Source organism: Streptococcus phocae (genome assembly GCF_001302265.1).
GTDB lineage: Bacteria > Bacillota > Bacilli > Lactobacillales > Streptococcaceae > Streptococcus > Streptococcus phocae.
The window spans coordinates 1-12269 of record NZ_LHQM01000046.1 but is presented as its reverse complement, the minus strand read 5'-3'; the positions used below and the strand labels follow the sequence as shown (position 1 = coordinate 12269).

The following is a 12269-nucleotide window of genomic DNA, read 5'->3' as shown; positions in this document are numbered from 1 at the left end:
AGAAACTTCTGGTTTTAACAATTCTTTTGCTTGCGACATGTCATACTCGTGACCGTCTTTTTTAATATCTTGGTCGTTATTATCTATCAATGGTAAGATTATGTGACCCTCCCCGTCTTTAAAATTAAAATCACCGCCCTCATCAATAACACCTCTCAACCAAACTTTGTCACCTTTTTTCAGTTCGTTACTTTTCATTTTTTACCTCCTTGTAGTCTTTTTTAAGGCACTTTAAACACACATGATATATTTATCAATAGACGTATTAAAAGCGCCAAAACGTTGTTTATTTGTCTTTTAGAGGGTATAAGTAATCATCTGCTCGATCACCCCAAGATATTTTTAAATGCCTATCGAATTCCCATCTTTTGCCAAAAAAATTTAAGTCAGATTCAAGAATAACTATTTCTACTTTGAAACCATCCCCCAAACGCTGTTTTAGTAAATCAACTGTTTTTTGGCTGTCAAGTCGTCTAGCTAAGTATTCATCATTTTTTGAAATAGAAATTTTATAACCAGAAAAGCCTTTCATCGCAGTTTCTTTAATCTTCTCCTCGATTTTCAAATCATTAAAAAATCTATCAAACCACTTTTTGTGAGATTCTGAACTGCATTCTTTCACTTCATCAATTAATGACATCTCTATCCCCCATTTCCAGTTTTTCGAAATAAAATGCGCCATCAAATGGCTTTATTTCCACGATCCCATAATCTGCACCTAGCCGACTAATAAACGGTTGCATTATTCTTTCGTGTACAGTCATTAGTTGTTCTCTAAATTTTTCTAGGCTAAGGGTTGACTTATAAAAATTGCACGACTGGCAAGCTGGCATGAAATTACTGATGTCATCAGCTCCACCGACTCTAAATGGTATCAAATGGTCAACTCTTAACGTTTTAATATCAAGCATTTTCCCACAATAGGCACAGTGACAGTCATATTTTTTAAGTACTAGTTGCCTAGTTTTTTTGCTAATCGATTTACGTCTCACACTATCCTCCATTAGTCGCTTATTTTTATAATCGGCAAGAAAACTAATAACAATAATATAAATGTAAATTTATCCATTTTTGTACCTCCTTCATCTACTCGCCTCGTTTCAAAACATAGCTTGGCACTTTATCGCCGACATGGAACACTTCCGCTTCTGCGTCGTTTAGCAAAAACTTTCCATATCCTGGCACAGTAATCTCATTCCCATCTTTAGCACTGATGTACCCAACACCACCAACAGAGTCGCTTGTATAGCGTACTGGAAGTTTGCCGATTTTTTCCTCAAGAATCGCAAGCTTCTGATTTGTGCTATAAATCTGATAAACCAGAAGCGCTGGCACAATCGTAAGATTAATCAGAACGATGCAATCACCTATTTTTTTTACTATTTTTTTCATTTTAAACCCCGTTTCTTGTCAAAATCTCTATTCCTCACTACTTCTCTCAATCCACTCGATAACCTTTAGATACATATCTGCTTGAGCTAACTGCCACTTCTCAAATTCGGACAGATTGTCTTTTCCCCACTCATATCCCATAAGACGCAAATTACGTTGTTCTGTTAAAAAAGCAATTACTTCTTCTTTCGTCATACTTCCACGCTTTCTATTAGATCAGGATTTTCGTAAATATTTCCGATAACCTTGTAATGCTCAGCGCATACCCATAAATCGTTAAAAACATTTTCTTTTTCTAAAGCAAATGCGTTTTTGTGATACGTTACAACGCCAGTCAAACTAGTTATCTTGAACTCCTCGAAATCGTTCGTTTCAATATCGTAAGCATTTACAATATCACCCTCGAAAATCTCTATGCCATCTTTGTCAAATAGTCCCGTTGATTGCATGAGTATAACATCGTCAGCTTGAATGACGTATGACGCATTTTCGCCATGTCGTCTAATTGTTAACTCTCCTCCGTTAAAGCTTGACCAAGCCTTGACTTCGCCCATTTTTTCATGACGCTTATCCCAAGCTCTTAATTTAAATTCCATCACCATTCTCCTTTACAAAACAGCTTCAAAACACTTGCGCATATGAACGATACAACAAACAGAAAGCACAGCGCTATCCCCATCACTATTAAGAAAACTACAGTCAGTGCAACTATTGCTGCAATCAAGCTCAAAATCATCAGCTACACTCCTTAACGTATATCTCTTTTTTGCGAGTGTCGTTAGCTAACTCACTAATGAAAGTTAGCATCTTTCGCTTGTTATCAAACTCATATTCTTCAAACAGTTTTTTGTCTGTAATTGAATAAGTGGCCCTAACGCCTTTATCGTAAATTCTAATAACGTGTTTTTTAGCAGTAGTCATGTGACTCTAATTCCTCCGCAAAACCTTTGTTGACATAGTAAGAGCCAACCAAAATCGCGTCCGCTTCATCGTCTTTGACTGTTTTGCCACAATATTCAAGTGCTTTAGCTTTTGACTGTGCTTTCATCGATTTTTTGCTTCTGTCTCTATAACTAAAATTCCAGTGTTTGCGCCAAGTAGAGACGTTGATAAATACGACATTATCTGCTATCAATCTACCTAAAATAACTCCTGTCACAATACCGATTTTAAGCATCGATTGCTGATTAGGCCCCATAACATTGTTTTTCTCAACTGCGATTGTACTAAAGCTACAATCGTATTTTTTTAGTGCTCGTGACTGGATTAATCTTAATTGACTTGCCATATAGCGCCCTCGCTCGAAATATGATTTACTTTTATGTTTCAGTACACCGCTCTGGATAAGATCTGAGCCTTTAAATAAGGCCCATCCTGTTCCAGATGTTGAGATGTCTAGTGATAATACTAGATTGCTCATTCAAGTACCCCACGAATACAAAGGGTTTCAAAGATATTTTTCTTGTTATCTTCGATAAAAGCGAATACTTTTATGATTTCGTCTGTATCTTTTTTGTGGTCTTTGGCAAAATATGATGAGGTTAAGTTGATTTTCGTTTTTGGTTTAGCTTCAAGGACGAGAATGTAGGATGGTTCAAACAATTCTCCGCTCTCGTCAAGTGATGGTTCGTTGTCGATTTTTTCAAATGTCGATGTAAATTCCCACCTCTCTGATAAATGTCCAGCAATCACAAAAGTTTCGAGTGCTTTATCGCTTATAACAACCATGTCTGTTCCTGTAATATTTATTTGCTCCATGTCATTCCTCCAAATCTTCTTCATATCCAATAAAAATCGCAAATCTATCGTTTGGGCTTCTTTTTTTGTGTGATGGCGATGCTAAAAAAGTGACAGAGTTGGGAGTTATTCCAAGTTGATCTGCAATCTCACGCTTCGTTCCGACATCGATAAATTTATCGCCTTTATAGATCGCGTAAACTCTTTGTTTTTGTTTTCTAGTCATATTCATTTAAAACGGCAGATCGTCGTCGCTAATTTCCATTGATGCGCTATTACCAAACGGTTGACCGCTTCCGTTTTGGGAAGAGTTGTCTTGACCAGATTGTTGCTGGTTACGGCTTTCTAATATCTGGAAACTATCCGCAACAACTTCCGTCACATAGACACGTTGGCCTTGTTGATTTTCATAGTTACGCGTCTGAATACGCCCTGTGATACCAATTAAAGCACCTTTTTTAGCCCAGTTTGCTAGGTTTTCCGCAGACTGACGCCAGATAACACAGTTAATAAAATCAGCTTCTCGCTCTCCGTTTTGCTCTTTAAATCTGCGGTTAACTGCAAGCGTGAAGGTGGCCACAGCTACTTGACTCGCTGTATAACGAAGCTCTGCATCCTTGGTCATGCGACCAACCAGTACAATGTTATTAATCATTTTTTAGTCCTGCTTTCTTTTTGAGTTTATTGATTAATTCGTCTGTCGAAATAATGTGTTCAGTGTGCAAATCTTCTAGTGCCTTCACTCTCAAGGTATCGGTTAGCCATTTTGTTAACTCTTCAACATTTTGATTTATAGCTTTCGCAATATCATTTAAATCAGATTTGTAAGTTTCTAATTGAATATTGCTGATTTTTGGGGTTTGATATCCTGTCTTTTGTGTTTTTTTAATTGTAGCTTTTGTCGATTGGCTGGAATTGCTTGGTTTACTAGCTTCATTGCCGTCATCATCTTGATCGCTTGTGATACCAAAAATTGCTGATAGTGCATAGCGTTTTGCATAAGTGATGGCTGAACCAGCGCCTTGTACATCATTTTTTGTAGGTTTGACGCTTAAAGGACCATATTCTACCCATTCGCCGCTAGTATGCATGACTAGCGTTGCGACATCGATATAGCCGTTTTCTGCGTTTGTTGTTGGGTCCTGCGAAAAAGATATTCCGTTGTTAGCAAAGGCTGTTGTAATCGCCTCTGTCACGTTTTCCAGCGGTACATATTTACTCTTAAAAAAGGGATTATCTTTATCTTTTAAAGGCTGCTTTATTTCCAACTGCGCTTTACAAAACGCTTTAGCGTATTCTGTTATACTTTCTGATTTTCTCATCTACTTTACCTGCAAGCTTTCTGTTTCGATTAGTTCAACTCCAGAAATATCAATTCCTGCTTTCAAAGCTTTAGAGATTTCAGATTTCATTGGTTTATATTCAATTTTCTCTTGCATGTAATCAAGAGGGATTTTTGTTTCATCTAAAATCTCAACTTTTTTGCTTTTTCGTAAAGATACCTTAAACGCTCCAGCGTCAACCTTTTTCTTTTGACTCAATTCCATTGCGAGCCTGATTGTTTCTTTGTATTTTTCCACTTTTGCTTCCGCTTGCTTTTGCTTTTTGTAAAAAGCGTCTTTTTCGGATTTATACATTTCAGCGTCAGCTTGCGCATTTTTTAACATTTTGACAAAATACTCAATATTGTTTTCTAAGTCTGATTGGAAATCAATGCTGTCAAGAGTATCTTGAAAAGTCTTATCATCTAAATCCATATCTTGTAATTGACTGTAAATTCCTTGTAATTCGTACAAATAAGCCATTTATTTCCTCTTTCTGTTTCTTAGTTGCCAGTTTTCGCAACGTAATTTTTTGTTTTCTTTTGCTAATTCGGCTATACGTTTTTGTAGCATATCTATTTCTTCGCCCATGATTTTTTGAACCTCAAAATAGTTAGCTTCCCAATTCTCTGACATTTCCATAACTAATCATCCAAAATTTGAATATCTGCTCCCCACTTGCTATCCAGAATCCTGTTAATCAATAGTTTTGGCGTTACATCAAATTCATTCTCGATGTAGTCCATCAAATCCTCATCCGTGTAATCTTTAAACTCTTCTTCAAGCTCGTGCAAACTTTCAGCTTGTTCGTGCCTTAGATAATCGATAGCTACCAAAAAGGATGTCCTGAAGTTGCTTTGCATATCTATTCGCTCTCCGTTTAGTAGAATTTCAACCATTTCTCACCTCATCAGCTATGCCTCGAAAATTCATTAAATCAATAGACTCAACTGCTTTAATTCGCTTTAGTTCAGATTTAACCTGACTTTTATTGGCTCTAAGCCCCTCTTGTCGCTCTGCTTCTGTGGTCGCAATGTAGTAACCTCCGCCTTTTTGCTTTATCGCGACTACAGGAATACCTTTTTGGATCAAGTCATAGATAGTTTGTCTAACTTCTCTATCTGTTAAATTGAACGTCATTTGAATATCCTCGTTTGAAACCTTTCGTTCGATTCCCATAGGGATAAAGCAAAATACACGTTTTTCTAAATCTGTTAAATTTTTCAATAATCCCATATCCACTCCTAAAAAGTTAGTTTTGAGTTTTCTCTCCAAACTCGCAGTTCCTCAATCTTCTTTGAACGGACATCTTCATCTAGCGACATGATTTTTGCTGCGTGTTCTTCTGACAGTCCGAAAAATGTTTTCAATGTTAGTTCCACAATTTCATCCTCTCGTCCTCTAGTCCCTCAAATTCCATAATGTGGCTTTTGTCGCAGCCTTTACGAATTCTTGAAGCAATACGTTCTCCGTAGCATTTTCTTATTTCTGCTGGAGTCAAATTAGTTGTGATGATAGTGTTTGTGCGCTTGTTTAACAAGCTGTAAATGATACTCGTCGACCAATCGCTGATTTTTTCAGCCCCAAGATCGTCAAGAGCTAGATATTCAACAGATTTTAATTTATCCATCCAAAACGATTCCTTGCTAAAATCTTTTTTAATTTCAGACAACAAATCTGTGACGTTGACAAGCAAACCGAATTTTTTCGTAGTGTCCGACAGACCCTTGATGATGCTGAATGCTAAATGACTTTTGCCTCGCCCAGCTTTACCAGTCATAATAATGTTCCCTTTGCCACCTTTGAACCAGTCATTAGCCATCATTTTTGCCCAAGCAAGCACTTCTTTTTGTTTTTCTGTATCTGTTCTAAAATTATCAAACGATGCATTTTCTAGTTCACTATCCATGATTGAAAGTTTTTTGAGGTAATACAACCGCTTATTTTCTTGCTCTTTTTTGTACTGCTCCATTACATAAATGCTATTTTGACGTTCTTGCTCTTCTCTGTGGCATTCAGGGCATACTGTCAAAGCAGTTTTAAGGATTGTGATATAACTACAACCGTGTTTTTCGCAGACAGCATCTTCCTTTTTGGTGTTTCTTTGATAGGACAAAGCGATTTTATCAAGTGCATTCTCATCACCAAGTATCATATTCTGAGACCTCTTCTTGCTTAGCCTTTCTAGATTTTTCCTTAGCTTCTATCTGCTCAATTGTTGTGATATTGTCATCTTTCCAATTTCGCAAAATACCACTTGAATAATTTAGATTAGTTTTCCCTTGAAGTTTAGTTCTTTTAATAGCTTCTTTTACAATTTGCTCTTGATACTTTAAGTTGTATAACCAATCGTTAATTGTTTCGATTTCTGTAGGGGACAACAACCGACCAAACTCATTTTCGATAAAATCGAATACACTGTTAGTAGTTGTATTATCTTTACTTGTATTATATTTACTTGTATTGTCTTTACTTATATTGGGTTTACCACTGGTTTCCAGTTGGTTGCCAACTGGTAAACCAACCAACAAATCCCTATAAATGCTAGGCGTATACCTATCTCGTCTTATTGTGTTTTGTTCACGAAAATCTGTTAAGAAGTAAACCATTTCATCGTTCAAAGGTTTTATAAATTGCTTTATAACCAATAATCCTAAGCTATCTTCACTAGAGCCAATCATTCTAACAACCGGAAAAGCCTCGACCACTCCATCATCGTCAGCATTTTGAATTAAATGAAAATATAAAGCCTGTGTTTCCAATGGAAGTCTTAAAAATTTTTGTGTCTGAGTGACTGTTTTACTAATCATTCTTCTATTACCCAATTTATCCCCCTAACTTGTAATCCACTACCGTAATAAAGTGGTTTAACTTCGCTTTATCTCTTGTTTCTAGTTTGCTTTTGTCAATCTGTTTTAATAAGTAGTTAACGCAGAATTTTTTAATCATTTTCAAGCACCAGTCCCTCTAATCGCTTATCATAGCTAGACACAAACCACCCTTTTAATTCCTTGTAAAGTTCTACTGCTTGGTCGTGTTCCTCAGGCAATATATCCTTATTTTGACTTTTACCAAAGACATTTAGGACAAGCAAACGAATATGGTTGTGCACGTCGTGTGTTGTAATTTTGCTATAACTAATCTCGTTGTCCACACCAAAAACTTTTGGTGTCTGATTGAAGACGTGTTTTTCTGGTTTATAAGCACGGTCACGATTTAATTTCTTAAGCACTTTTGGGTACTTCTTGTTGATCGGAATCAACTCATCATCAAAGCTGACATCTTTGAACAGGCTTTGTGGTGTGCGTTTTTCTTTTACTCGCTTCATACGTTCAACTACTAATTCTTCTAATTCTTCTTCAGTTAATGTGTAAGTTTTCATATAGTCCTCCTATTTTTTGGGTACAATAAAAACCCTTATCTAAACAACAAAGGCGCAAAAAATACCCTTGTCAGGTTGACTGAAAAGGGTACACATGATAATATATTTGTGTACCTGTTTTCAGGTCGGGGACTCTGTAACGTATCAGCTCGCCAAAGTAGATTACGTTGCAGGGTCATTTTTTATTTTAAGTCGTCAACAGCTTTTCTAATAACTTCAGATGTGGTAAGATTGTTCTTTTGAGAATAGTCTTTTATTTTTTGACTTTGCTCATCATTAAACCTTATCGTCACACGAAGATTCTTAGGGTCGGTTGTCGGGCGACCTATTTTTCGTTGATTGTCAGTCATAACTCCTCCTTTCGTCTGACATAATTATTATAACTCTTTTGTCAGACATAAGTCAACACCTAAATCAATTTTTTTAATATTTTTTCAAGGTACCCTATTCAATTTTCAAAGGACTACATACTTACTACACTATTCCTTCCCCAGTTTCGACATATTTTATTAGCGATTTATAGACTTGATTAGTCACTCTTTAGTTCCTCTCTGAGCTCTAACCGATCTTTCTCATCCAGTTCAGCGATACATCTCTCAAGTGTAGTTTGCGAAATATATCTATTTTTTATGATGATATCTAATAATTTTGCTTTTTTGATTGCAATATCTGAATCTGTTTCATATCCCAACAGATAGCCAACCGAAACATCAAAGAAATCAGCTAATGCTTGTGCTTTATCGGATTTGATAACATGCTTTTCATTTTCCCAATTCGAAATGGTTAGTTTAGTAGTACCTATTTCATTCGCTAACTCTTCTTGAGTTAAGCCCATTACTTTTCGTAATTCTTTCAATCTATTCATATCACTGTGTTTCCCAAGTTGTGTCTTTTGTTATATGCGTCACGACTTTTCTGCCATCCGTTTCGCTCAATAGTCCAGGTAGGACGTTGTTTTGGTTTTGGTTTTGCAAAAATAAAATCTAGTAGTTTCATGTTATACCTCTTTCTTAAATAACTTGGTGAGACTCGATAAAGTCATCAAGTTCACTAATGGATTTTCTGTCATAGTTGTACCCTCTTTTTGTTGCGATGGCGCTCAAGTTCTTTTTTCCAGTCGTTGGAACCACGATAATCTAGATATTCTTTAAATACTTTTGCATCTACCAATCTCCCAAAATTAGATAATTGAACAGCAAATCTCGGAATATCTTTCATTTCTCTTCTAGCTGTTGCTGCTTCGCCTTCACTAATACTGAATGTTTTAGCTGCTGTTTTGTCATCTAGCAAGAGAGGTGTGATGATGACTTCTTTGACTAGCATAACTTCCATTGCTTTTCTCCTATATATATCGTATAATTTAAGTAAATATTTTTTGATTTGAGTCCGATTGCCGTCGGACTTTTTTTGTTATCTAAAATCGTCTAAACTGACGCCTAAGACATCGGTAATTCTTTTCATTTTGTTAAACGAAATATCCTTTTTACCGATATTCATAATGGTGTTGTAACTAATCCCTGTTTTCTCTGATAACTCTTTTTTACTCATCCCTTTATCAATGAGAATTTTGTCTAGTTTTTTCTTCATAGATTATCCAAACTTCAATATGTTGTGTTTTTTTATATTGACAACACAATATATTGTGTTTTTATATCCTTTCTGATATAATTTATTTGAATATGACCTCTCAACGTTGTATTCAAAAAATTATGGAAAGGAGGGAAGGTTATGAGTAAACTAAGTCCGAAGCCTACAGATAAAAATCCTAAAAAAAGTTGGAAAGATTTAGATAGCACACTTCAAGCATATTTCAAACTCCCTGGTAAATCTGTCCCGATAACCATTGACATAGATACATACGAAATGACTGCTAAAGAACTTGTTGAAGAAGCTAAAAAGGCTGGATATACAATCGACGTAGTTGACGACGAAGTAATAAACCTATCGTAACGCGTCAATTCGTCTACTGGTACAAGCAGTTTCAGATTGCAATCTTCGAATAGTTTTTTCCAGATTTGAAATTCTAAAGTCTACTGTTTCAGTAGGCTTTTTATCTTGATCGATAGTTATTAATTCAATAATTTTCTTTCCGCTATACGGATATCGTTTTGGTCTCATGTGGTTTTCCTTTCTATCTGTGTAGTTCCTCCTGCGTGCTATAATAAAGCTATCATTACGGAAAGGAGGATAGCTTATGATTTCTAAAGAGCAAATAGCTCACGATTTGGCTATTGCTATGATGACTGCTGAATTTTCTCAAGAAAAATATCATCGTGTAAGTTTTACCCAAATCACAAAATACAAAGAATATTACAAACGATTTTTATCTGAATTATGATGAATAATATCTAAACAATCTTTGTAAGCCTCTGTCAAATGACTTAAGCACGTATTGAGAGTGTGTGCTGAATAGTCATTTTCAGGGGTTTTAATTTCGTTTAATACAGCTTGCATTAAATCCAAGAATTTGTTTTTGATTTCGTTCATGTTATGTCCTTTCTAAACTGGCAGATATTCCTGGTTAAGGAATTTATTAATAAAATATTGTTGCCCCTTGCCAGTAACTTTTGGGGTTACATTTGTTGTAGTGTGACCATCAGAGTGATTGATGGCTGTTTTTTTGAGTTCAAACAATCCAAGTTGCATACTTTTTTGAGTTGGCTGATTCCAAGACTCACCACGCCTACTAATTAGATAACCGTTTGCTCTAAGCCACTGAAATAGCTTGTTTTGACCAATGTTGATTCCATTCTGTTTCAGGATTTTAGCTAACTCACCAATCAGACAAGATGACTTACTTGCACTTACAGCATCAGCAAATAGTACTTTTGGACGGTCAGCCTCAATCTGAGCCTCTAGCTTGTGGACTTTCTTATCAGCCATCAGCAACGCTCGTGCCATGATTTTTTCTGGACTGTTAAAGTCTTTTTCTACTTGAATGAAGTATTTGCGGACTTGTTTAGATTTTTCGTTACGCTGTAACATAGCGATTTCTTTTGCCATGTCTATTTTTAGAACGTGGTCTTTATACTCTGTGTGATTTCCTTGGGCTGTTAGTCTTTTTTGACTAACAGTTAAGTAGTCATTTCCTTCCTCAAATCCGTATTCAGACATTCGCTCTAACCATTTTGTATATTGGGTTTTAATTTCAAGCACTTTGTGCAGGTCTCTACCACTGACAACTGGTTCGTGGTTTTTGTTTAGTGTTACGTTAATTATTTCGTTCATATGCGTCCTTTCTGTCAGTTTTCTAAAACGGTTAAACCGTGTTTTGTTGGTAAAAAAATAATATCAGAATAATTGACATTGTATAGCTTTTCAATTTTATTTATTTCAATTGCATCTGGAAATGTTTTTGCGTTTTCCCAATTACTTAATTTTGAAACTGAAATTTTTAGTTTTTTAGCTGCTGTTTCTTGATTCCAATTCTTCGAAACCCTAAGCATTTTTAACGTCACCTTCTGCATTCCCCCACCCCCTTTCTGTGATATAATAAAAATAAAATGATTGGAGAGCATATGGCATTTTTTACAAAGTTTTCCCCATTGATTGAAAGTTTTAATACATGGACTAGCCCGATTGCTTTCTTCCTTACGTTATTTACCTTTATACTATCTTTTAATACACGCCGAAAAATTGAAGAAACCAAAGAGATTGCTTTATTCAACGATGACCTTGAGGGTTATTTAGCAAGACTTGAAGGAATCCGTATTGCTATTGATAGCATTGAAGATAGGAATCAAGCTGTTCCTGAAAAGATTATTATAGAGATCTCTAAAATAGCACTGGAAACAAAGAAGCGATATCCAGTTCTATCAACTTGGCGTCCTGAGATCCGTAGACCACTCAAAAAGATTAACAAACTTCGGGAAAAGAAGATCGTAACCCTTAATGATTTTCTTGAACCATTTAACGAGCTTGCTGCCCTCTTTTGGACAAGAAAGGAATTTCCAAAATGAAAGAACTAATAGACAATCTTTGCCAACTAACAGTTAAAAGACAAATCCACTGGGACACCATAGATAACTTAAATATCCATGGGATGCCATATTCTCAACAATTCCAACATATCCTTCCTGATAAATCATTTTTTGCTAAATCAGGAGACCGAATATTTATTGTTTTATATGGAGAAGTTAGAGATTTTATCCGTTTGCAAACTGTTAAACATTACTTCTTACAGGAGCTTATTGGTGACGATATCCATAAAGTAAATGCTTCGGAACATGATATTATCAAACTTCATACAATAATCACCATTACTTAAACTTAAAAGGTTTTTTCCAGCGTTTAATTTCAAAATTTAGACGCTGGTTTTTTTCTAATACCCCTAATAAAATAGGTAAATTCATAACAATTACCAAAATACTTAAAATAAAAGTCAGCATGACCATTTGTACTTCCCCCCTTTCCACTCTGTACTGACCCCCAAAAGT

29 protein-coding genes and 1 pseudogene are annotated in these 12269 nt (G+C 35.7%); 4 read left to right on the top strand and 26 right to left on the bottom strand.

Annotated features, from left to right (window positions below; translation table 11 throughout):
• The 24 genes and pseudogenes from AKK44_RS07980 to AKK44_RS07880 all read right to left on the bottom strand — a co-directional run.
• Positions 1-198: hypothetical protein (locus AKK44_RS07980; protein ID WP_152911088.1), on the bottom strand; the 198-nt coding region annotated here is incomplete at its 3' end.
• An 88-nt stretch (positions 199-286) separates the two neighbouring features.
• Positions 287-640, bottom strand: a complete 354-nt coding sequence (locus AKK44_RS07975) for a hypothetical protein (protein ID WP_054279250.1) — start codon at positions 638-640, stop codon at positions 287-289.
• Positions 627-992, bottom strand: coding sequence for an HNH endonuclease (locus AKK44_RS07970; protein ID WP_236686727.1), 366 nt, complete (start codon positions 990-992; stop codon positions 627-629). The genes AKK44_RS07975 and AKK44_RS07970 overlap by 14 nt, the downstream gene beginning before the upstream one ends.
• A 94-nt stretch (positions 993-1086) precedes the next feature.
• Entirely contained in the window at positions 1087-1392 is a 306-nt protein-coding gene (locus tag AKK44_RS07965; protein ID WP_054279248.1) for a DUF1372 family protein, read from the bottom strand.
• A gap of 27 nt (positions 1393-1419) precedes the next feature.
• The gene (locus AKK44_RS09135; protein ID WP_152911087.1) at positions 1420-1587 is read right to left on the bottom strand and encodes a hypothetical protein; all 168 of its coding nucleotides are present in this window, start codon (positions 1585-1587) and stop codon (positions 1420-1422) included.
• On the bottom strand, positions 1584-1988 hold the full coding sequence (locus AKK44_RS07960) for a YopX family protein (protein ID WP_054279247.1): 405 nt from the start codon (positions 1986-1988) through the stop codon (positions 1584-1586). Before AKK44_RS07960 ends, AKK44_RS09135 begins: the two co-directional genes overlap by 4 nt.
• Positions 1989-2127: 139 nt before the next feature.
• Entirely contained in the window at positions 2128-2313 is a 186-nt protein-coding gene (locus tag AKK44_RS07955) for a hypothetical protein (RefSeq protein ID WP_054279246.1), read from the bottom strand.
• On the bottom strand, positions 2300-2812 hold the full coding sequence (locus AKK44_RS07950) for a hypothetical protein (protein WP_054279245.1): 513 nt from the start codon (positions 2810-2812) through the stop codon (positions 2300-2302). Before AKK44_RS07950 ends, AKK44_RS07955 begins: the two co-directional genes overlap by 14 nt.
• Entirely contained in the window at positions 2809-3150 is a 342-nt protein-coding gene (locus tag AKK44_RS07945) for a hypothetical protein (protein WP_054279244.1), read from the bottom strand. Before AKK44_RS07945 ends, AKK44_RS07950 begins: the two co-directional genes overlap by 4 nt.
• Before the next feature lies 1 nt (position 3151).
• Positions 3152-3355 (bottom strand): hypothetical protein, encoded by a 204-nt coding sequence (locus AKK44_RS07940; RefSeq protein WP_054279252.1) that lies wholly within the window; start codon positions 3353-3355, stop codon positions 3152-3154.
• A gap of 6 nt (positions 3356-3361) precedes the next feature.
• Positions 3362-3784, bottom strand: a complete 423-nt coding sequence (gene ssb, locus AKK44_RS07935) for a single-stranded DNA-binding protein (RefSeq protein ID WP_054279243.1) — start codon at positions 3782-3784, stop codon at positions 3362-3364.
• Positions 3777-4451 carry an ERF family protein gene (locus AKK44_RS07930; RefSeq protein ID WP_054279242.1) on the bottom strand — a complete coding sequence of 225 codons (675 nt, stop codon included), beginning with the start codon at positions 4449-4451 and terminating at the stop codon, positions 3777-3779. The genes ssb and AKK44_RS07930 overlap by 8 nt, the downstream gene beginning before the upstream one ends.
• The gene (locus tag AKK44_RS07925; protein ID WP_054279241.1) at positions 4452-4934 is read right to left on the bottom strand and encodes a siphovirus Gp157 family protein; all 483 of its coding nucleotides are present in this window, start codon (positions 4932-4934) and stop codon (positions 4452-4454) included.
• On the bottom strand, positions 4935-5093 hold the full coding sequence (locus AKK44_RS09130; RefSeq protein WP_169750804.1) for a hypothetical protein: 159 nt from the start codon (positions 5091-5093) through the stop codon (positions 4935-4937).
• 2 nt (positions 5094-5095) lie between these two features.
• The gene (locus AKK44_RS07920; RefSeq protein WP_054279240.1) at positions 5096-5350 is read right to left on the bottom strand and encodes a hypothetical protein; all 255 of its coding nucleotides are present in this window, start codon (positions 5348-5350) and stop codon (positions 5096-5098) included.
• Entirely contained in the window at positions 5343-5687 is a 345-nt protein-coding gene (locus AKK44_RS07915) for a hypothetical protein (RefSeq protein WP_054279239.1), read from the bottom strand. Before AKK44_RS07915 ends, AKK44_RS07920 begins: the two co-directional genes overlap by 8 nt.
• Positions 5688-5695: 8 nt before the next feature.
• Positions 5696-5833, bottom strand: a complete 138-nt coding sequence (locus AKK44_RS09125; RefSeq protein ID WP_169750803.1) for a hypothetical protein — start codon at positions 5831-5833, stop codon at positions 5696-5698.
• On the bottom strand, positions 5824-6606 hold the full coding sequence (locus AKK44_RS07910) for an ATP-binding protein (protein ID WP_054279238.1): 783 nt from the start codon (positions 6604-6606) through the stop codon (positions 5824-5826). Before AKK44_RS07910 ends, AKK44_RS09125 begins: the two co-directional genes overlap by 10 nt.
• On the bottom strand, positions 6593-7276 hold the full coding sequence (locus tag AKK44_RS07905) for a DnaD domain-containing protein (RefSeq protein ID WP_236686718.1): 684 nt from the start codon (positions 7274-7276) through the stop codon (positions 6593-6595). Before AKK44_RS07905 ends, AKK44_RS07910 begins: the two co-directional genes overlap by 14 nt.
• 116 nt (positions 7277-7392) lie before the next feature.
• Positions 7393-7833, bottom strand: coding sequence for a hypothetical protein (locus tag AKK44_RS07900; protein ID WP_054279237.1), 441 nt, complete (start codon positions 7831-7833; stop codon positions 7393-7395).
• Positions 7834-8015: 182 nt separating this feature from the next.
• Positions 8016-8183, bottom strand: a complete 168-nt coding sequence (locus AKK44_RS07895; protein ID WP_027970310.1) for a DUF6290 family protein — start codon at positions 8181-8183, stop codon at positions 8016-8018.
• A 317-nt stretch (positions 8184-8500) separates the two neighbouring features.
• A pseudogene (locus AKK44_RS07890) lies at positions 8501-8698 on the bottom strand (helix-turn-helix transcriptional regulator); the annotation flags it as partial.
• A gap of 200 nt (positions 8699-8898) precedes the next feature.
• The gene (locus tag AKK44_RS07885) at positions 8899-9165 is read right to left on the bottom strand and encodes a hypothetical protein (protein ID WP_054279236.1); all 267 of its coding nucleotides are present in this window, start codon (positions 9163-9165) and stop codon (positions 8899-8901) included.
• Positions 9166-9243: 78 nt separating this feature from the next.
• The gene (locus AKK44_RS07880; RefSeq protein ID WP_054279235.1) at positions 9244-9420 is read right to left on the bottom strand and encodes a helix-turn-helix domain-containing protein; all 177 of its coding nucleotides are present in this window, start codon (positions 9418-9420) and stop codon (positions 9244-9246) included.
• 141 nt (positions 9421-9561) lie between these two features.
• Here AKK44_RS07880 and AKK44_RS07875 point away from each other — a divergent pair, with 141 nt between their 5' ends.
• Positions 9562-9783 (top strand): hypothetical protein, encoded by a 222-nt coding sequence (locus AKK44_RS07875; RefSeq protein WP_054279234.1) that lies wholly within the window; start codon positions 9562-9564, stop codon positions 9781-9783.
• Between the two features lie 244 nt (positions 9784-10027).
• Positions 10028-10171, top strand: a complete 144-nt coding sequence (locus AKK44_RS09120) for a hypothetical protein (protein ID WP_021341082.1) — start codon at positions 10028-10030, stop codon at positions 10169-10171.
• 161 nt (positions 10172-10332) lie between these two features.
• Here the strand turns inward: AKK44_RS09120 and AKK44_RS07870 are convergent, their stop codons facing one another.
• Complete coding sequence (locus tag AKK44_RS07870) at positions 10333-11061, bottom strand: phage antirepressor KilAC domain-containing protein (RefSeq protein WP_054279233.1); 729 nt, start codon at positions 11059-11061, stop codon at positions 10333-10335.
• A gap of 14 nt (positions 11062-11075) precedes the next feature.
• Positions 11076-11351 (bottom strand): helix-turn-helix domain-containing protein, encoded by a 276-nt coding sequence (locus AKK44_RS07865; protein ID WP_408022496.1) that lies wholly within the window; start codon positions 11349-11351, stop codon positions 11076-11078.
• On the opposite strand from AKK44_RS07865, the gene AKK44_RS07860 reads away from it, so the two are divergent.
• Positions 11352-11792 carry a hypothetical protein gene (locus AKK44_RS07860; protein ID WP_054279231.1) on the top strand — a complete coding sequence of 147 codons (441 nt, stop codon included), beginning with the start codon at positions 11352-11354 and terminating at the stop codon, positions 11790-11792.
• Positions 11789-12100: a hypothetical protein gene (locus AKK44_RS07855; protein ID WP_054279230.1), complete on the top strand. Its 312-nt coding sequence runs from the start codon at positions 11789-11791 to the stop codon at positions 12098-12100. Before AKK44_RS07860 ends, AKK44_RS07855 begins: the two co-directional genes overlap by 4 nt.
• Positions 12101-12269: the final 169 nt, after the last annotated feature.